This window comes from Larkinella sp., assembly GCF_965227735.1.
Taxonomy (GTDB): Bacteria; Bacteroidota; Bacteroidia; order Cytophagales; family Spirosomataceae; genus Larkinella.
In genome coordinates this window covers 2,510,627-2,530,395 of record NZ_OZ245776.1, presented here as the reverse complement: position 1 = coordinate 2,530,395, position 19,769 = coordinate 2,510,627, and the positions used below count along the sequence as shown (strand labels likewise).

The 19,769-nt window shown below is 52.6% G+C and carries 17 protein-coding genes; 6 read left to right on the top strand and 11 right to left on the bottom strand.

Features of this window, described 5'->3' with window-relative positions:
* The first annotated feature begins 65 nt into the window (after positions 1–65).
* Both ACO064_RS09785 and gmd read left to right on the top strand, forming a co-directional pair.
* The gene (locus ACO064_RS09785) at positions 66–671 is read left to right on the top strand and encodes an SPOR domain-containing protein (protein WP_421827195.1); all 606 of its coding nucleotides are present in this window, start codon (positions 66–68) and stop codon (positions 669–671) included.
* A 41-nt stretch (positions 672–712) separates the two neighbouring features.
* Positions 713–1,825: a GDP-mannose 4,6-dehydratase gene (gmd, locus tag ACO064_RS09780; RefSeq protein WP_421827194.1), complete on the top strand. Its 1,113-nt coding sequence runs from the start codon at positions 713–715 to the stop codon at positions 1,823–1,825.
* Between the two features lie 153 nt (positions 1,826–1,978).
* On the opposite strand, the gene ACO064_RS09775 is transcribed toward gmd, so the two are convergent.
* The 4 genes from ACO064_RS09775 to ACO064_RS09760 all read right to left on the bottom strand — a co-directional run bounded on the left by ACO064_RS09775 (position 1,979) and on the right by ACO064_RS09760 (position 6,245).
* On the bottom strand, positions 1,979–3,511 hold the full coding sequence (locus ACO064_RS09775) for a Do family serine endopeptidase (RefSeq protein ID WP_421827193.1): 1,533 nt from the start codon (positions 3,509–3,511) through the stop codon (positions 1,979–1,981).
* A 428-nt stretch (positions 3,512–3,939) separates the two neighbouring features.
* Positions 3,940–4,722 (bottom strand): ribonuclease III, encoded by a 783-nt coding sequence (gene rnc, locus ACO064_RS09770; protein ID WP_374755905.1) that lies wholly within the window; start codon positions 4,720–4,722, stop codon positions 3,940–3,942.
* 8 nt (positions 4,723–4,730) lie between these two features.
* Positions 4,731–5,984, bottom strand: a complete 1,254-nt coding sequence (fabF, locus tag ACO064_RS09765) for a beta-ketoacyl-ACP synthase II (protein ID WP_421827192.1) — start codon at positions 5,982–5,984, stop codon at positions 4,731–4,733.
* 24 nt (positions 5,985–6,008) lie between these two features.
* The gene (locus ACO064_RS09760; RefSeq protein ID WP_038121612.1) at positions 6,009–6,245 is read right to left on the bottom strand and encodes an acyl carrier protein; all 237 of its coding nucleotides are present in this window, start codon (positions 6,243–6,245) and stop codon (positions 6,009–6,011) included.
* Positions 6,246–6,638: 393 nt separating this feature from the next.
* Here ACO064_RS09760 and kdsA point away from each other — a divergent pair, with 393 nt between their 5' ends.
* The 3 genes from kdsA (at position 6,639) to ACO064_RS09745 (ending at position 9,549) form a co-directional block, all read left to right on the top strand.
* On the top strand, positions 6,639–7,448 hold the full coding sequence (gene kdsA / locus ACO064_RS09755; protein WP_421827191.1) for a 3-deoxy-8-phosphooctulonate synthase: 810 nt from the start codon (positions 6,639–6,641) through the stop codon (positions 7,446–7,448).
* Between the two features lie 59 nt (positions 7,449–7,507).
* The gene (kduI, locus tag ACO064_RS09750; protein WP_421827190.1) at positions 7,508–8,338 is read left to right on the top strand and encodes a 5-dehydro-4-deoxy-D-glucuronate isomerase; all 831 of its coding nucleotides are present in this window, start codon (positions 7,508–7,510) and stop codon (positions 8,336–8,338) included.
* Positions 8,339–8,529: 191 nt separating this feature from the next.
* Positions 8,530–9,549 (top strand): phytanoyl-CoA dioxygenase family protein, encoded by a 1,020-nt coding sequence (locus ACO064_RS09745; RefSeq protein WP_421827189.1) that lies wholly within the window; start codon positions 8,530–8,532, stop codon positions 9,547–9,549.
* 86 nt (positions 9,550–9,635) lie between these two features.
* Here the strand turns inward: ACO064_RS09745 and ACO064_RS09740 are convergent, their stop codons facing one another.
* The 3 genes from ACO064_RS09740 to ACO064_RS09730 are packed head-to-tail and all read right to left on the bottom strand — an operon-like array spanning position 9,636 to position 13,473.
* Complete coding sequence (locus tag ACO064_RS09740; protein ID WP_421827188.1) at positions 9,636–10,394, bottom strand: head GIN domain-containing protein; 759 nt, start codon at positions 10,392–10,394, stop codon at positions 9,636–9,638.
* Positions 10,395–10,453: 59 nt separating this feature from the next.
* A complete protein-coding gene (locus ACO064_RS09735) occupies positions 10,454–13,012 on the bottom strand; it encodes a PspC domain-containing protein (RefSeq protein ID WP_421827187.1) in 2,559 nt (852 codons plus the stop codon).
* Positions 13,013–13,050: 38 nt separating this feature from the next.
* Positions 13,051–13,473 carry a PadR family transcriptional regulator gene (locus tag ACO064_RS09730; protein WP_421827186.1) on the bottom strand — a complete coding sequence of 141 codons (423 nt, stop codon included), beginning with the start codon at positions 13,471–13,473 and terminating at the stop codon, positions 13,051–13,053.
* 293 nt (positions 13,474–13,766) lie between these two features.
* Here ACO064_RS09730 and ACO064_RS09725 point away from each other — a divergent pair, with 293 nt between their 5' ends.
* Positions 13,767–17,150, top strand: coding sequence for a C25 family cysteine peptidase (locus ACO064_RS09725; RefSeq protein WP_421827185.1), 3,384 nt, complete (start codon positions 13,767–13,769; stop codon positions 17,148–17,150).
* A gap of 6 nt (positions 17,151–17,156) precedes the next feature.
* Here the strand turns inward: ACO064_RS09725 and ACO064_RS09720 are convergent, their stop codons facing one another.
* From ACO064_RS09720 to ACO064_RS09705, 4 genes are all read right to left on the bottom strand, one after another.
* Positions 17,157–17,819 carry a thiamine diphosphokinase gene (locus tag ACO064_RS09720; protein ID WP_421827184.1) on the bottom strand — a complete coding sequence of 221 codons (663 nt, stop codon included), beginning with the start codon at positions 17,817–17,819 and terminating at the stop codon, positions 17,157–17,159.
* 91 nt (positions 17,820–17,910) lie between these two features.
* Positions 17,911–18,597: an NTP transferase domain-containing protein gene (locus ACO064_RS09715; protein ID WP_421827183.1), complete on the bottom strand. Its 687-nt coding sequence runs from the start codon at positions 18,595–18,597 to the stop codon at positions 17,911–17,913.
* A complete protein-coding gene (gene moaC, locus ACO064_RS09710) occupies positions 18,575–19,051 on the bottom strand; it encodes a cyclic pyranopterin monophosphate synthase MoaC (protein WP_421827182.1) in 477 nt (158 codons plus the stop codon). Before moaC ends, ACO064_RS09715 begins: the two co-directional genes overlap by 23 nt.
* A gap of 61 nt (positions 19,052–19,112) precedes the next feature.
* Complete coding sequence (locus tag ACO064_RS09705; protein WP_421827181.1) at positions 19,113–19,706, bottom strand: Maf family nucleotide pyrophosphatase; 594 nt, start codon at positions 19,704–19,706, stop codon at positions 19,113–19,115.
* Positions 19,707–19,769: the final 63 nt, after the last annotated feature.

Below are 19,769 nucleotides of genomic sequence, written 5' to 3'. Positions count from 1 at the left end.
TTGCTCAACAAGATAGCGTTCGGATTGTTGCATAACCAGATAGTTGCTAAATTTGCAAACAAGGGATGAAAGCACAGATGTATAAAGTTCGTTCGGATAGCGCGTTTATCCTGGTAGTTTTGGTCGGACTGTCGGGCTGGATCAGCTCGTGTGCGTCATCGAAAAAGACGGTATCCCGGTCGTCGTCAACTTCCTCGGTGGATTACAATACGTACAATTATGACCTGTCGGCTACCCGCCCCAGATACAGTACGGCAGCACCTGCCACGGCAAAACCGTCACCTTCTACTCCGCCTGCCCGCCCGGCTCCCGAAACCCGCCGGACGCTGCCGATGGCCGAGCCCCTGCACATCAACAAAAAACTGGATGCTATACTGGACACCATTTCGGTCAAAAACCGCTCCATCCGGTACGCGCAGGGGTATCGAATCCAGGTGTATGTTGGTGACCAGCGGACTGAAGTGGATCGCGTCAAGCGGTTTACCTACCAGAATTTTCCGGAATTGAACCCCTATACAACCTATCGGCAACCAACATACCGGCTGAAAGTAGGCGATTTTATGCGTCGGCTCGATGCCGAGCGGTATCTGACTCAACTGCGTCAGCAGTTTTCGTCGGCAACGCTTTTGCCCGATCGAATCGAGATTAGAAGAAGTTTATCCATTAAATAGCGATAAACTATATTTTTTGTAGTCAGTCTTTACAATAATCTATGAAAAAAGCACTCATTACCGGAATTACCGGCCAGGACGGCGCTTACTTAGCGGAACTCCTCCTGTCGAAGGGATACGAAGTTCATGGTATCAAACGCCGGAGTTCGCTGTTCAATACCCAGCGGATCGATCATATTTACGAAGATCCACACGAGAAACACGTGCGGTTTGTGCTACACTACGGTGATTTGTCCGATTCGACCAACATTATCCGGATCATTCAGGAAATCCAGCCGGATGAAATCTATAATTTGGGAGCGATGTCGCACGTTCGGGTGAGCTTTGAAGAACCTGAATACACGGCGCACGTCGACGGGATTGGTACCCTGCGAATTCTGGAAGCCGTTCGGTTGCTGGGATTGAGCGAAAAAACCCGCATCTACCAGGCTTCGACTTCGGAGTTGTATGGCGGGGTGCAGGGCCACGCCCAATCCGAAGCGACACCGTTTTATCCCCGTTCTCCCTACGCCGTTGCCAAACTCTACGGCTACTGGATTACGGTCAACTACCGCGAAGCGTATGGCATGTATGCCTGTAACGGCATTCTGTTCAACCACGAATCGCCCCTGCGCGGGGAGACGTTTGTAACCCGGAAAATCACGCGGGCCGTGGCCCGGATTGCGCTGGGTTTGCAGGACAAAGTATTCATGGGCAACCTGGACGCCCAACGCGACTGGGGCCACGCCAAGGATTATGTCGAAGCGATGTGGCTTATGTTGCAGCAGGAAACACCCGAAGACTTCGTGATTGCCACCGGGAAAACCACCCACATTCGTGATTTTATCCGGATGGCTTTTGCCGAAATCGGCGTCGAACTGGAGTTCAAGGGCGAAGGCGTCAACGAAACCGGTGTGGTGGTCAAGTCGACCAACCCCAGCTTTCCAATTGAGGTGGGCCGGGAACTGGTCTGCATCGATGAGCGCTATTTCCGCCCGACGGAAGTGGATCTGCTCCTCGGTGATCCGACCAAAGCCATGACCAAACTGGGCTGGAAACCCAAATACGATCTGGCCGCTTTGGTGAAAGAAATGGTTGCCGCCGACATCGAACTGTTCCAGCGTGACCAGTTGCTGGAAAAAAGCGGTCATCGGGTGATGAATTATTTCGAATAAATTACTTTTTTACCCCTAAATCCCCTAAAAGGGACTTGGACGATTATACTCAGGATGCATAAGTCCCCTTTAGGGGATTTAGGGGTTCATAAAAAAGCCGCCGGTTCTCAGAACCGGCGGCTTTTTTATGAACCCGAAAACACACTTTACACTTTATACCGGTACGGCGTAGTAGTACATCCGTGAACTGTTCGGATACATGCCAATCAGCATCAGGCCTTCACCTTCTTTGGTGGTGTTCAGTGCCGTTTGCAGATCTTTTACCGAGCGGACTACTTTTCCGTTGGCTTTCACGATGATGAAGCCTTCTTCGATGTCGGTTTCGGACATTTTACCTTCGCGAATCCGCTTCACCCGAACACCGCCGTCAACGCCCAGCCGTTTGGCATCGGTTGCGGCCAGTTCTTCGAAGTCGGCTCCCAGCGAACCCAGGGTGGCGGCTGAATTAGAAGCAGAAATGTTGTCGCTTTTCTTGATGATGTCACGACCGCCGTTGCGGTTGCGCAGTTCGACGCGGAAATCCCGCAGATCGCCATTCCGGTTAACCGTCATCGCGATGACGTCACCCGGGCGACGACGGCCGATGATCTCCCGCATTTGTGCGTCGGAATCCACATTCTGACCTTCCATTTTCACGATCACGTCACCTTTTTTCAAACCAGCCGACGCTGAGGCACCGCCTTCCACGACTTCGTTGATGTAGATACCACGACCAATTTTAGAACCCAGTTCCTGGGCTCGCAGGCTGTTCAGTTCAACCGGAATGATGCCCAGATAGCCCCGTTGTACGTTGCCATATTTCACCAAATCAGCCGAAACTTTCTTCACCAGAGAAGCCGGGACGGCAAAACCGTATCCGCTATAATACCCCGTTGCTGAAGCAATGGCCGAGTTGATACCGACCAATTCACCACGCAGGTTGACCAACGCCCCACCGGAATTACCGGGGTTGATGGCGGCATCCGTCTGGATGAAGGCTTCGACCGGCGAATCCGGTTTGGCGTCGTTCCGGTCGATATTCTGATCCAGGATACCGATCCGGCGGCTTTTGGCACTCACAATACCGGCCGTAACCGTCGATTCCAGATCCAAGGGATAGCCCACGGCCAACACCCATTCACCGAGTTTCAGCGCGTCCGAATCACCCAGGGTGATGGAAGGCAGATTTTTGGCATTAACCTGAATAACAGCCAGATCGGTCAGCGGGTCGGTTCCAATCACTTTCGCTTTAAAACTGCGTTTATCCGTCAGAATTACCTCCACTTCGTCAGCACCCTGTACGACGTGATTATTGGTGACGATGTAGCCATCCTGGCTGATGATTACGCCCGAGCCGGAAGCCTGTCCGCGTTGCCGCTGTGGAGCCCCGCCGTTGCCACCCCGGCCAAATTCATCCCCAAAGAAGTCACGGAAAATATCCGGAATCTGCTGTTGGCGAACCGTGCGGGTCATGGTCGTTTTGATGTGTACTACCGCCGGCGTGGTGGCTTCGGCAGCGTAGGTAAAATCACCCGGAGCACCCTGGGGCCCGGTCAGTGCCGCCAACCGACCCGTGGGGGTGGGGGTTGGTGACGATTCGTTAAAAATTACATCCTGCTTATTAAATCCTAAGAAGTTATAAGCGGCCAATGTAACAAAGCTTGACAGCAGAGCGATGATCGCTAACGTTTTCCAGTTGTTTTTCATGACTTGATTCTAAAAATGGGTCGTTTACTGTTTTCGTACCAGTTCCCCATGATAACGAAATCTGCTTTTCCAAAAATTCGCTTTTTTAACGCAATTAACAAATTTTAACAGGCGAATGTTGGCGGGCTGCGCCGTCATCTTTCTAAGACGGTGAGCCAGTGAAAATTATAATTTTCCGTTGCCAGGTTCTTGTTCCGAAATCAGAAGTATGAATACCCTCGATACAACATCCATACCAGTCCAATGTTTAGATAAATTTATGTCATTATGGCGGGAATCTTTGTTTATTTTAGAATACTACCCAGTCAGTTTGACAGACGGTTTTGACTGCAAGGGGTGAGTTTCGATAAAATGACACACACGATGGAAGGCTGGCGCAGAAAGAAGTGATCTGGAGTCTTGATCGGGAAATGGGAAGAAGGCGGTTCTTAATTAGAAACCGGTTTCATTTGCAGTTGCTCGCAGGCTTTTTCGGCGGCCGACTGTTCGGCTTTTTTCTTGCTGTAGCCACTGCCCTGGGCAAACGGTTCGTCATTGACCGTTACCTGCGAGATGAATTCGCGGAAGTGGTTGTTTCCGCGTTCAGAAATAATGATAAATTCGACTTTTTTGCCTTCCCGTTGCGCCCACTCGATCAGGCGGCTTTTGAAGTTGGCATTGTTACTGATCAGGGCTTCCAGATCATAATGACCCAGTAACTCCTTGAGAATGAACCGACGCGTAAAACGGAATCCTTTGTCGAGGTAAATGGCACCGACCAGGGCTTCAAGCGCGTCGCCGTACATGGAGGTTCGGGAAGGCACAATGCCCCGGTTGCGGCTGCCGTCGTATTCGATCAGGTTTTCCAGACCGATTTTCCGGGCAATGCCGTTGAGGGTTTCCCGGTTGACGATCCGGGAGCGGATTTCGGTCAGGAAGCCTTCGTCTTTATACGGAAATTTTTTGAAGAGAAATTCGGCAATCACCATGCCCAAAACCGCATCGCCCAGGTATTCCAGCCGTTCGTTGGATTCTTTGAAGCCTTTAATCGCCGTTTCTTTCGAGGCCGAGGTGTGCCGGAAGGCGAGTTGATACAGGCCGACGTTGGAAGGCGCTTCGCCAATGATGTGTTCAACGGAGCGCTTAAATTTTTTGCGTTCGCTGTTGCCCAGCCGAAACCGGAAAAAACTGCGAATGGGCTCGAAGAAGGTGTTGGCTGAAGCGGCTGGCACGCGGCTGTTTATGACTCAAGTTTGCGAAATATCACGGAAAAATTATGACCCCCGAACCCAAACGTATTACTCAAAGCAACGTCAATGGTTCGTTTCTGGGCTTCGTTGAACGTAAAGTTCAGCTTCGGGTTAAATTGTTCGTCGTCGGTAAAATGGTTAATGGTCGGTGGAACAATACCGTATTTCATCGCCATCAGACAGGCAATGGCTTCAATGGCCCCGGCCGCTCCCAGCAGGTGGCCCGTCATCGACTTGGTGCTGCTGATGTTGACTTTATAGGCATGGTCGCCAAACACTTTTTCAATCGCGGTCGCTTCACTAACATCGCCCAGGGGCGTCGACGTGCCGTGTACGTTGATATAATCGATGTCTTCCGGACGAATCTGGGCGTCGTCGATCGCATCTTTCATTACGTTCAGCGCGCCTAGTCCTTCGGGGTGCGGTGCCGTAATGTGGTAAGCATCGGACGACATGCCTCCGCCGATCAGTTCGGCGTAAATCTTGGCACCCCGCGCTTTCGCGTGTTCATACTCCTCCAGAATAAGGGCACCGGCACCCTCACCCAGCACAAAACCGTCGCGGTCTTTGTCGAACGGCCGTGAAGCCGTTTCCGGCGACTCGTTTCGTTCCGACAACGCCCGGAGCGCATTGAACCCACCGACACCCGCTTCGGTTACGGCGGCTTCAGAACCGCCGGAAATGGCGATGTTCAACCGTCCCAGCCGAATGAAATTGAAGGCGTCGATCATGGCGTTGGTCGCCGAAGCGCAGGCCGAAACCGTTACGTAATTGACACCGTGAAACCCGTAGCGAATCGAGAGCATGCCCGATGCACTGTCGGCAATCATTTTCGGAATGAAGAATGGATTGTAACGGGGAGTGCCATCGCCGGTGGCGTAATTCTTTACTTCGTCTTCGAAGGTTTTCAGCCCTCCGATTCCTGAACCCCAGATGACACCGGCTTTGTTCAGATCGAGCTTGGTGAGGTCAAGCCCGGCATCTTTCACCGCTTCGTCGCCCACAATGAGGGCGTATTGGGCGAAAGGGTCCATCTTACGAGCGTCCTGACGAGGAATAAACTGGTTGATGTCCAGGTTCTTAATTTCGCAGGCGAATTTTGTCCGAAATTTTTCGGCATTGAATTTAGTAATCGGACCGGCGCCACTTACACCGGCAGATAAGCCGTTCCAGAACTCTTGTACTGTATTACCAATCGGCGTAAGAGCGCCCAGGCCGGTGATTACTACTCGTTTAAAAGGCATAGAATGAACTACAAAAAGAAAAGCTTATTTCACATTCTCTTCCAGGTACGTAATGGCCTGGCCTACCGTACCAATGTTTTCCGCCTGATCGTCCGGAATAGAGATGTTAAACTCTTTTTCAAATTCCATAATCAGTTCAACGGTGTCGAGCGAATCAGCGCCCAGATCATTAGTGAAGCTGGCTTCCGGCGTTACCTCCGATTCTTCAACACCCAGTTTTTCAACAATGATTGCTTTTACTTTGTCTGCAATTTCTGACATTTCTGTATGCGTTTGGGGTTCTAAAAACTGTGCAAAGAAAGAGATTAAAAACAGTATTGTCAAATAATTTTTTCTATCGAAAATCGTTTAAAAGTGCTTGGTTTTTTTTGTAAAAAGACAGATTAACAGCCTATTACAAAATAAAATTGTATTTACCAACCGAACGACAGGCGCTGTGGCAACTCATTCACCGGACGACCAAATGAAGAAGCGCCTGTTTCGACGAATGGCCCAATATTCCATCAAAATGGCAATAAACAACTTAAATTTCAGATTAATCACTTCCAAAGCAGCCAGAACCGGCAAAACTTAGCGAAAGTGCGATTTTGAGAAGCCACAACCATTCAAAGTGGGCTAATTGTGTAGTTTTGTACGAAAACGTCGAAACCACCTGTGAAGATTGCCAAACTAAAACACACCGATTCGGGTAACTTTTTCCTGATTGCGGGACCCTGCGCCATCGAAAGCCGCGGAATGGCCCTGGAAATTGCCGAAAAACTGGTCGCCATAACGGATCGGCTCCGGATTCCGTTTCTGTTCAAAGGATCTTACCGCAAAGCAAACCGGACCCGGCTGAACTCTTTCACCGGAATTGGCGATCGTCTGGCCCTCGAAATTCTGAAAGAAGTGGGCGAGACGTTCGATGTTCCAACCGTCACGGATTTCCATGAATCGCACGAGGCTGCCATGGCGGCTGCCTACGTAGACGTACTGCAAATTCCGGCCTTTCTGTGTCGGCAAACCGATATGCTCACCGCAGCCGCCCAAACCGGGAAGGTGGTCAACATCAAAAAAGGACAGTTTATGTCGGGCGATTCGATGGCTTTTGCCGTTGAAAAAGTGAAGTCGGTTTATCCGGATGCGGAGGTGTTTTTGACCGACCGGGGCAACTCGTTCGGGTACGGCGATCTGGTGGTCGATTACCGCAACCTGCCGATGATGCAGGACCACGGCGTTCCGGTGGTGATGGACTGTACGCACTCGCTGCAACAGCCCAATCAGTCGTCGGGCGTTACGGGTGGAAAACCGGCCCTGATTGCCACCATCGCCAAAGCCGCCATTGCCGTGGGGGCCGACGGTTTGTTTATCGAAACCCACCCCAACCCTTCGGAAGCCCAGTCGGACGGGGCCAATATGTTGCCGCTGAGCCAGTTGGAAAGTTTGCTGGAGAAACTGGTCCGGATTCGGCAAGCCATATCCTGACCGATAACAGTAGAAAAAACCGCTCCCGCCCTCTATTCATAAACTGATCTTATTCATCCATGCAGACCCGTTATACGACCAATCCCAGCGATTTCAAACAATATGATACCGACCGGATTCGCCGGGAATTTCTCATCGAGAGCCTGTTTACACCCCATACTTTCGAGTTCGTTTATTCGCATTATGACCGGATGATCGTGGGGGGCGTCATGCCGGTTGGGGGGCCGCAGACGTTGCCGACCTATGACGAACTGAAAGCGGATTTCTTTCTGCAACGGCGTGAACTGGGCATTATCAATCTGGCCGGTGACGGAACCGTGACGGTTGATGGTCAGGTGATTGACTTGTCAAAAAAAGATTGTTTATATGTGGGCATGGGAAGCCGGGAGGTGGTTTTTAACAGCAATCAGGCCGACAATCCGGCCAAATTTGCGCTGATTTCGACCCCCGCCCACCGAACCTGTCCAACGGCAAAACTGACGTCGGCGGAGGCTTCGCCGGTAGATCTGGGTGCCCAGGAAACGGCCAACCAGCGCACCATCTATAAATACATTCATGCCGACGGTTTGCAAAGCTGCCAATTGGTGATGGGCCTGACCACCCTGAAACCCGGCAACATCTGGAACACCATGCCGCCCCACGTCCACGACCGCCGGATGGAAGCCTATATTTATTTTGATATTCCTGAAAACCAGCGCGTTTTTCACTTCATGGGCCATCCCCAGGAAACCCGGCATCTGCTGGTAGGCACCGATCAGGCCATCCTGTCTCCGCCTTGGTCTATTCATGCTGGTGCCGGAACCGCCAGCTACTCCTTCATCTGGGCTATGGCGGGCGAAAATTATTCCTTTACCGACATGGATTTTGTTCAATTGAATGATATACGCTAGAAGAATAGCATCGTAATCATCTGCACATACACTTTTTTTTGAATAAATTTCAAAAGGTGATTTAACGGTATTTCCTGATTATCAGATAAATAGCTTTTTTTGAAAATCTATTTATCTGATTTTTAGATGGTTATGCTGTTGTATAAAAAAGAATAACAGTAGCTTTAGGAGCAACATTGCTACCTGAAACTATGTCCATCGTAAACAAAGCGCGGCAGGCTTACAAAAGGCTGTTTCCTGCCCCGGTTCTCCATGATTTTCCGGCTGAGAATCTGCCCTGGATTGACAGACAGAATCCGGACATCGAGGGCTTCGTCAAACAGTTCCCCAAAGCCCGCCAGTTACCCTATGATTTGACCGAAAAGCTTCACTTTTGGCGAAAAAACGGGTATGTCATTCTTGAACAGGTTATTTCGGATGAACTGATCGATGCCTATCTGGCCGATGTGCAGGAATTGATCGAGAAGCACGAGCTGTATGACATCAACATTCGCATCGACCGGCCCGAATACCGCAAACACCCGGTGATGAAGGTCCGGGATGTTCCGCGTGAAATTATTGAAGGACAGTATATTAAAGTAATGGACTTCCACAATGCCTCGGTGGCCGGTAAGAAACTGATGCTTCACAGGGCTATTGTATCATTTCTGGAGGCCATTTTCAACGAGAAGGTGGTAGCCATGCAGAGCCTGACTTTTTTGTACGGTTCACAGCAGGAGACCCACCAGGATTTTCCGTATGTGGTTCCCCAGGTTCCGAGTCATCTGGCCGCAGCCTGGATTGCGCTGGAAGATGTGAAACCCGGATCGGGTGAACTGCATTACTTTGTCGGTTCGCACAAAATTCCGAAATTCAACTGGGGAAACGGTATTTTCTTCACGGGTGAATCGACCAAAAATCCGACGGATTTCGGCCGTTACCTGATTGCCGAATGTGAGGGGCTGGAGCGGAAAACGCTGTTGCTTAAAAAGGGCGACGTTCTGATCTGGCACGCGGCTCTCGCCCACGGTGGCGAACCGATTCTGGATGAAAGCCTGACCCGCAAATCGTACGTCTGCCATTATTCTTCGGCCCTGGGGTATTTCCGTCACCGGCACGACCTCGTGAACGAACCCGTCCGCTATAACCTGAACGGAGCCGATGTTTTTGCCGATCCCACGCTGAAAGAATACGAAAATACCTTTCAACGCGGTGAGACGATCCAGGGCTAGTTACCCGGTTTTGTTCCATAAAAAAATCGCCCTCCAAGTCAGAGGGCGATTTTCGATTCTACCAATCTCAATTAACTATTTTATTTTTACCGATCTGCACTTCTGATCGAGCTGGCACCGGAAGTATTGGAGCGGATGGAGGCCGAACCCCGGTAGGTCAGGCTGCTGGCTCCGCTGGCGTCGGCATCGAGCCGGTCGCTGACGTTTAGCCGGGCGGTGCTGGCCCCCGACAGCTCTACTTTGGCACTCGAAACCTTCAGCTCATAGGCTTTCAAGGTTGTTGCTCCCGAAACGTCCCCGTCGAGCCGTTTGGCCTGGCCGGTTAGGGTCACATTGGAAGCACCCGACAGATCGACCATCACACGCTCGGCGTCCACTTCGATGGTCGACGTCGACGCACCCGAAATATCGACCCCCAGTTCCTTGAGGTTGCGGAAACCCGTCACATCGGACTTGGAGGCCCCCGAGAAGGAAACACTTGTCAGATCCGGCATCGTAATCGTGACGGTTACCCGCTGGCGGTTCCGGTTCCAGCCTAGTTTATCTTTGTAACGAACCTGGAGTTTATTGCCGATCACTTTCGCTTCCAGATCGTCCAGATCATCACCCCGGCCCGAAGCCGTCACTTTATAACCACTGCCGCGCGTCACGTGAATGATGAAGGCACTGCCGAGGTCGAGTTTGTCGAAGTTGCTGACGCTGAACGTCCGGGTTTCATCCTGAACGGGCAGGGCACTCATGATTTCGACCAGTTGGCTTCCCGAAGGACTGATGGCGGCTATCGATAGAACCGTTGTCGAAAGCAGGAAGGGTGTGAATAAGGAAAACGCAAGTGACCTTTTCATAGCAGATTTTAGTTGAAGAATTCTGGCTAAAGATGCAAAACCGTATCAGAACGTTGCATCTATTGCTCCTGATTTGTATTTCCGTGTACGCTGCTGGCTCCACTGGTTTTCGACTTCAGATCGTCTACCTTGCCGAATTCCGCGTTGCTGGCACCCACTGCTTCGACGTCGGCCCGGCCCACTGTCATCGCCGTGGCATCGAGTTTACAGGCACCGGACAGGTGTGCGTTCACATTATTGGAACGTCCCCGCAGGGTCGCCTTCGACGCACCGGTCAGGTCGATGTCCAGTTTGTTGGTTTTGACGTCAATAAGGGCTTTGCAGGCACCGGTCAGGTCGATGTCCAGGTTGTCGAGCGAGTCGAAACCGGTAATGATCGACTGCGTGGCTCCCGAGTAATGAATGGATTGTACATCCGGCATCGTTACCGTGATGCCGATTCGACGGCGGTTGCGCCATTTGAAAACGCCCTCGTTCCGGAAGTCGACGTGCAGTTCGCCATTTTCAACCCGAACCCGCAGATCGTCGATGTCTTCTTCACGGCCATCGGCCACAACTTTGAACGTTTCGCCCCGTTTTACCCGGACGGCAAAGGCACCACCCATGTCGATCTTTGAGAAGTTTGTCGCTTCAAACTGGCGGGTGTATTCACCTTTCTGGTGGAAATCATCCCCCAACTCGTTGCGCAGCGTTTCGTCGATGGCGTCGTTGGTATCGAAGTCTTCCTCGTAGCGGTTGTCGTTCAGTTCACGCGGATGGGTCAGGGAAACCAGTCCATCGGTTTTGCTGAATTTCCAGATACTGGTTTTCATGCGCTCCAGTTCCTCGTTTCCAAACTCGTTGCGAATATGACGGGCAAAGGCTTCGGTCATTCGGAACGGGCGTTCGTAGGGAATGTAGATCGTGAGGTCGATATCCTGCCCCCGAAACCGCGATCCCGGTTTGATTTCGTAGCTGTCGTCAAAGCGAATCAGGGAGTCTTTCACCGACCAGTTATACAGAATAGTCCGGGCATTTTGCTGGGCGGCCTGGCGGGTAGGTCCCTGGGCTTCCTGACGTTTCAGTAGGCTCCAGGCCGTGCCCTCGACGCCTTCCAGTTCAATGGCTGTATGAAAATCGTTGTCATTGTCTTCATCATTGATGTCGAGCGTCGGGATGGCGGCCGGAACCGGCAACGTCACCGTCTCCTCGATGTGACCGCTGCGGCTGAATTCATTGACCACCTGCGGAACCGTAGCGGCCAGACCAATCAGGCCTAAAAACCAGACACTCAGCAGCGTTAGGGAAATGGCGGTGGTCACCAGGGCCCGTTGCGAAATGATCATAATTCCGAGAATCGCAATGGCCAGACCCGGCAGGAAAACCGCAACAAAGGCCGACAGAATCATCGGAGGGGTGATTTCCCGCTGGATCATGTACGGAATATCACTATTTCCGAAGTGAATTCCTTTCAGGCCAAAAACCGTACCCAGAACGCCCAGCGCACCCACCATAATGGCAAACCCAACCACGACCAGAAACACCCCGGCTAAAACCCGAACAATCGATACCGTGCCGCGTGCCAACGGTCCCAGGATGCTGGCCAGTCCGTTGAAGATGGTGGCAATCAGTCGAAACGGAAACAACAGGACTTTAGCCAGCGTACTTTCTTCGGCGGTTTCGTTGATATCAAGGCTGCGCTTGATATTGCTCTCGATGTTCGAGAGCGTAATGGGCTCCCCCTGCATTTCCATTTTTTCGGTTAACGTATTGGCTGTCGGCGAGATAATCCAGAGAACAATGTAGGCCAGCAGACCAGTACCGAACAGAAAGATGGTCAGAACAAACAGCAGGCGGACCACCCCGGCATCGATTCCAAAGTAAGCGGCAATCCCTGAAGCCACCCCACCCAGCACTTTATCGTCGGGATTGCGGTAGAACTTCTTGACACTTTTGTCGTCTTCCAGCGTCATGGAACCCGGAAAAGCTACCCACATGGCGATGTACAGAATCACCGTGAACCCGGAAATACCGCCAAAGAATTCGTCACTGCCGTGGCCGAAAATACCGCTGAAAGGCGGCAGAGCCAGAATGAGGGTTACAAAAATCAAGCGCACCCAAACCGGGTCGATGTTGAAATAATTGGCAATCCCGGAGGCAACGCCACCGGCAATTTTCCGGCGTAAGTCGCGATACAGCTTGCGCGGGGGCAAACCGCTCGGGCGGGGCGGAGGCACCGAACCCGTTCCGGGGGCTGGGCCAGCTTTGGGTTCCGGATTGGCACCCGCCGTTGCGGCCGATTCGTAGGCTGCCTGCGAACGGCTGCCGGTGGTAGCACCGATGCTGTCTTCTTCTTCGATGGCTTCGAAATCGGCCACCGTTCCCATCGACAGAATCAGTTCGTTGACATCCTCCAGCGTGACCACCTGGCGCGGACTGGCCTGTTTTTCAGCCGCCTTGAGCTTGTTGAGCAGCTTTTCGGCAATCCGGTTTTCGATGTCGGTAATGATTTCCTGGCTGTCTTCGTACGTCGAAAAGTAGTGTTGAATCGACGTGAGATACCCTTTTAATTTATCGTAGCCATCTTCCTCGATGTGGAAGATCACTCCGCTTATATTGATACTGATGGTCTTTTTCATGGCAACAACGCGTGTGAAAGAGTCGAGATGTGTTTAGGTCAGTTTTCCGGATTGGGATTTTCGGGCTTGTTTTCGACGGACGGAACCGAGGTTTCCACGGCCGTCAATCCATTGATCGCAGCCTTGTGTTTATCGGTTTTACTGACAATCGAGTTCACCGAATCGGATAATTCCTGCCACGTATCGTTCATCCCTTTCAGAGACGCCTGGCCGGTTTCGGTCAGCAGGTAATATTTCCGCGGAGGGCCGGAGGTTGATTCCACCCATTTGTAATCGAGCAACCCGGCATTTTTGAGCCGGGTCAGAAGCGGGTAAAGCGTGCCTTCCACGACCATGATGCGGGCGGACGTGAGTTCCTCCAGCATGTCGGAAGCATATACTTCGCCCCGCGAGATGATGTGCAGAATGCAGAATTCCAGAATTCCCTTCCGCATTTGCACTTGAGCATTTTCGATATTCATATCACTGCATGACGTTTAACTTGTTGACGGGGGTAGGAGCTGATCGGGTTATTCATGGTCGTAATCGGTTGTTCATCAGTTGTTGTTCACGTAGTAATCGGTGTCCAACCAGCTCCTGACCTTTCCAGTTTTGATAGTTCAAAGGTACACAAAGGTACTATGCAATGCAAGGTACTTTATAAAATACTCTTTGCCGAAGTGATGAGCGGAAAAAATAAAGAGATGAATGGCAGATTTGGCGTAAACACCGATTAATTCGTAAGTTTAACTGCCAAATTTTACGCACCCACGCCATGAGACTCACCCTGTTAAGCTTTTCACTTTGTCTGCTATCGCTAAAATTGATTGCCCAAGCAACTGAATACGGTAATGAATGGATCGATTTTGGGCAAACCTACTACCGAATCCCCATCACCCAGCCCGGCGTATACCGACTCACCACCGCCGATTTGCAAAAAGCCGGTATACCAACGGCCTCCATCAATCCGGTCAGCTTGCAGGTGTTTCGGCGGGGCGTCGAACTGGCGATTTACGTAGTGGGCGAGTCGGACAACAAACTGGATGCGGACGATTACCTGGAGTTTATCGGCGAACGGAACGATGGTCGGCAGGATTCGCTGCTCTATCGCCCCCGGAACGCCCAGCCCCATCCGTATTACAGCATGTATTCGGATACGGCAGCCTATTTTCTGACCTGGCGGCCCGACGGCCGGAAGGGCAAACGTATGGATGTTATTACCGAAACCGACGCGCAGGGCCTGACACCGGAACCGTATCACCTGGCCGAGCAGCTCACGGTTTTGACCAACGAAATCTCCATTAATCAGTCGAACGGCGGGCCGTCGCCTTTTCTGTCGGCCTACGAACTTTTTTTTGAAGAAGGTGAAGGCTATACCGGCCCGATGCTGAAAAAAGACAGTGTTGTTAGCCGCACTTTTCTGCTCGACGGCTGGGTGCGGACGGCCCCCGAAAAACCGCACCTGGAACTGTTGCTGAACGGACGCGACAACACGACCCATCTGGTCCGTATATTTCCGGGAAAAACCGCTTCGGGCTCGTCTCCGCTGGCAAACACCCGGTTCGAGTGGTTCAATACGGGCCGCCTGTCGTTCGATATACCGCCAACGGATGTCTCGTCGTCGAACGAATTGACACTGTCAACCCAATCGTATGGGCCGTTTGAAACCGACCGCTATTCGGTGAGTTATTTCCGCCTTCAGTATCCGCAGTCATTCAGTTTGAGCAACCTTACGCAGAAAACCATCCATCTTTTGCCGAATCCCAAAGGCCGGTCGTACGTGGAGTTGACCGATGCCCCGGCCAATCCGTTGCTGTATGATTTGACCGATCCGGTTCACCCGCGCCGTCTGACCGCCATCCGAGACCAGACCGTCCTGAAACTGATCATACCCAATACCGAAACCCCGCGCCAGCTTCTGATCTCGGCCGGAACGCTGACGCCGTCGCGGCTGGAGCGGACGGTTTTTCGGAAGATCGATCCGGCGAAGCACAACTATCTGGTGGTCAGTCATGAGTCGTTAATGAAACCGGTGGGCAATGTGGCGAATCCGGTCAAAGCCTACGCGGGCTACCGGGCGTCGGCAGCGGGCGGGCGTCATGATACGCTGGTGGTCACGATGAAGCAATTGCTCAACCAGTTTAGCTACGGCGAACGGACGCCCCTGGCCATCCGCCGGTTTGCTGATTACATGCTGACTGCTAAGTCTTTATCCGCCGATACGACCAAATACATGCTGTTGATTGGGCGCGGCAACGCGTATTATCCCATGCGGACCAGTCCGGATCAATACTACCGTGACCTCGTGTTGACCATCGGCAATGTGCCGGGTTCCGATCTGTTATTGACGGAAGGACTGGCCGGTTATCAGGCGAATGTACCGGCGATTCCGACCGGGCGGATCAACACGCTGAATCCGCAGGAAGTGTTGAACTACCTCGAAAAAGTGAAGGAATTTGAACGCACGCCGGTCAATGAACCCTGGCGAAAGGAGGTGTTACACCTGAGCGGAGGCAGTTCGGTTTTTGAAGTGACCACGTTCCGGCGCATTCTGGATCGGGTGAGCGAAACCGCCCGAAAACAGTATGTGGGTGCCAATATCACCGTCAAAGCCAAACAGACCGACGAACCGGTGGAGCGCGTCGACGTCAGCGGTATTGTCAATGCCGGTGTTGCCCTGATGACGTTTTTCGGCCACTCATCGCCCATCGTGACCGATCTGGATTTCGGCTATGCCTCCAAACCGTCTTACGGCTACCGCAACAAGGGCCGCTATCCGCTGATGTTTTTCAACGGCTGCGGAGTCGGTAATATCTTTTTCGGATCGGTCGGTAACTTATCCACCGACTGGCTGCTGACTCCCGACAAAGGAGCGATTGCGATTCTGGCGCACAGCGGTTCGGGCTATTCCGGGCCGCTCGAAACCTACACCCAGCAGTTTTACCAGACGTTATTTGCTGACACGGCTTTTCTCAACAAACCGATTGGGCTGATTCAGCAGGAAACCACCCGGCGCGTGCTGGCGCAATACAGCGGAGCCTACGACATTTCCAATGCCCACCAGATGGTGTTGCAGGGCGACCCGGTTTTGCGTTTGTTTCCCATTCAAAAACCGGATTTTAGCGTCAATTCGTCGGGCGTTTTTCAGCGGGGGGCGCAAAAGGATTCCGTGCGTTTGGGCGTGGTGGTCACCAACGCGGGGCGTTTCGAGGTCGGGCAGCGGGTGGGGTTGGCGGTTCGGCAACGGCTGGCCAATGGTCAGATGCGGTCCTATGGCACGAAGATGAACAACGCCATTGCCTACCGTGATACGCTCTTTTATGCCTTCAAACCGGAGTCACTGCCCAACGCCGAAACACCCAACCGGTTTGAAATCGCGGTTGATCCGGATAACCAGATTGAAGAGTCGGAGGAAAAAAACAACGTGCTGGTGTTCGACCTGAAAACCGGAGCGGATGGCTATACGGTGGTTTTACCGGACTCGGGACAGCGGTTTCCCCCCGACCGCCTGAACCCGCTGCTGAGTGTAACGTTTGACGGCATTTCACTGAAAAATGAAGCCCTGGTATCGGCCAATCCGCTGATTCGCCTGGTTTTGCAGGATGAAGACCCGTACCGAATCCGTCAGGATACCGTCGGGATTGAGGTGTTCCTGAAAAAACCGTGTGCAACCTGCGATTTTGAACGCGTAACCCTGAATAGTCCAGCAGTTAGCTGGAAACCGGCGGGTGCCGACAACCGGTTTGTGCTGGATTATCAGCCCCGAAATCTGGCGGATGGCCTGTATGCGTTGCAGGTTTATGCCGCCGATGTCAGTGGCAACCGGGCCGGGCCGGGGCCGTATGAGATCCAGTTTCGGGTGCAGAATGGGGATAGTTTGTCGGCCGTGCAGGCAACGCCCAATCCGTTTGCGACGCACACCCGGTTTCGGTTTACCGTTTCGGGAACGGAGTCGCCGGGGGAGGGGCAGATTCTGATTCGGAACCTCAACGGCCAACTCATTCGTACCCTGCGGCAGCCGGTGCGGGTGGGCGAGAATCTGGTTTTCTGGGACGGCACCGATCAGGGTGGGGTGCCATTGCCCAACGGCTTGTATCTCTTCCGGTTGTTGTTGGACGATGGGCGGCAGAAGAGTGGCAAGGCAGTGTTGAATCGCTAAGCCGGTTTAATCCCAGCATTCCATCAGGAGCAAATCGCCGGTTCGGTACTGGATCTTTACAAAACCGTCTTCGGCGGCTTCATTGCTGCTGCCGGTTCGGTAGCCCAGGGTCAGGGTTTCGTCGGACAGGTTGTATTTGAGTCCTTCAGTAACGATGCCGTCCACAGTGCCGACCGGAATGAGCGAAATGGGCGTGCCTTTGGCGTACCATTTTTCGAAAGAACCGGTCAAAGGCGTAATTTTTGAATGATCATCGACCATAACGACTTTAATCCGGTCTTTATATCGAATAATGTTCGTCATATTGGTCATGGTGTGATCGGCCCGGCGGCCCGTGGCCCAGACGATGTTGACGGCCGGAAAACCGCGTTCGATCAGAAATTCAATGCCTTTGTCGAGGTCGGTTTTGTTCTGATCGGGCGTGTGAATGATTTCGATGGGGTATTGCCGTTCGCGAATCAGGTCGAAATCCGGTTGCAGGTCAAAATCGCCGAGCAGGGCGTCCACCTTGATGTCCAGGTCCAGCACGCGCCAGATGGCATTGTCCAGCACGACGACGAACGGATTCCATTCAAGCAGTTGGCCCAGCAGGTCGGGGTCGCAGCTTTCGCCGTTGGCAATCAGCAAGGCCGGTTCCTGTTTGTCGCGTACAATGTGGTGAGAAGACATAAGTTGAAAGAATGATGAACGATGGATGATGAACGATGACGGGGCAGTCCGCATGAGCCCATTCATCGCTCATCATTTGTTTAATTGGTGTTCAAAAACCGTCATCGCTTTGCCCGGTTTCTCCGGTTCGGTTTCCTTCTTTGGCGAGCCGAATGGCTTCCCGCAAAAAAACAGCATCCTGCCGTTGGGGTGCTAGAAAATCCGGGGTATTCACGTTGGTCAGCTCGCTCACGTCCTCGATTTCCAGCAACTCGATCGCGTTGTTCATTAGAATGGTCCGCGGGTAGGGCGTGCCTTCGGCGATGCCCCGAAGGATAGCCGGATAGGCGGCTGGCTCCCAAATGCAAACGGACGGTTCCGGAAACCGGTGGTCGCTGTCCCAGAAAGCCGTCGCGATGGTTTCACTCGTTCGGTTGAAGACCAGTTTTTGGATCGATTGTTCGGATAAAAAAGGCAAATCGCACACCACCACCAGCCAGGCGTGGTAGGCCGACTGGTTTTGGAAAGCCGTCAAAATACCGGCCAACGGACCCTTTACCGTCGAATCGTCCGGAATAAGTTTAAACCGGCTGTCGGCTAGTTGAAGCGCCTGCTCCGCATTGACCGACAAAAAAACGTCGTCGCAATATTTGGCCAGCAGATCGTGGAGGTATTCGTACTGCGGTTTCCCGTGGTAGACAATGGTGCTTTTGTCCACCCCCATGCGGGTGCTGCGCCCACCGGCCAGCACCAGACCCAGCAGGGGAGCGCTTGCTTCAGGTGGTTTGGTGAAAGTCATTTTTTCCGCCGGTTTTGTCCAGCAACCGGGTTTCTTTGATCACAATATCGTGCGAAAACGCCTTGCACATGTCATACACCGTCAGGGCCGCCACCGACGCGCCCACGAGTGCTTCCATCTCAACGCCGGTTTTGGCCTCGAGGGCCGTGGTGCATTCGATGATCACCTCGTTTCCGTCGGCGGTGATGGTCAGTTTGCAACTGTCGAGACCGAGCGGGTGGCAAAGCGGAATCAGATCGGACGTTCGTTTGGCAGCCATGGTACCGGCGATGATGGCAGTTTGAAAAACCGGCCCTTTTTTGGTCTGAATATCCTGCCCCTGCAGGTGCTGCATGATGTCGTCGTTCAGCACCACAATGCTCCGGGCGCGGGCCACGCGCCGGGTAATGGCCTTGTCGCTGACGTCAACCATCGACGGATTGCCTTTGGGATCGATATGGGTAAACTCTTTCATGTTTTAATAACGAACATCGAATACTGAATAACGAATCCTGAACAGCTTGCTTTCCTGAAGCTCAGGGATTGTAAATTTTGGTGCGGACTTCGTAACGCTTCAAAGCCTGATAAACCCGGTGGACCGGTAATCCCATTACGGTGTAAAAAGAACCTTCGATGCGCTGGATGCCGATCATGCCGATGGGTTCCTGAACCCCATAGGCCCCGGCTTTGTCGAAGGGACGGTATTTTTCAACGTAGGCGTGGATTTCGTAATCGTCCAGCGGATTGAAAACCACCGTAACCACGTCGGTAAATGAAACGGTTTCTTCGGCCGACAGCAGGCAAACGCCCGTCATAACCTGGTGCGCCCGGCCCGACAACCGCCGGAGCATCTGCACGGCTTCGTCGGCATCGGCGGGTTTGTTCAGAATATCGGAATCGACAACGACGATGGTGTCGGCGCACAAAACCAGTTGGTCGCCCAGATCGGACCGAAACCGGTCGGCTTTCTGACGCGCCAGAAATGCCGGAACAACGGCAATGGGCATGTCGGCCGGGAAGCTTTCGTCGGTCGGTCGAACGTCAACGCGGAACGTACACCCCATTTCACGCATCAGTTGTTGTCGGCGGGGCGAATTAGAGGCCAACACCAGGGGACGGGTTAATTGCATGGATTTTTGAAATATTATTCGTATACTTTAAACGGTTAACGGGGCAAAAGCATCTATTCCCTG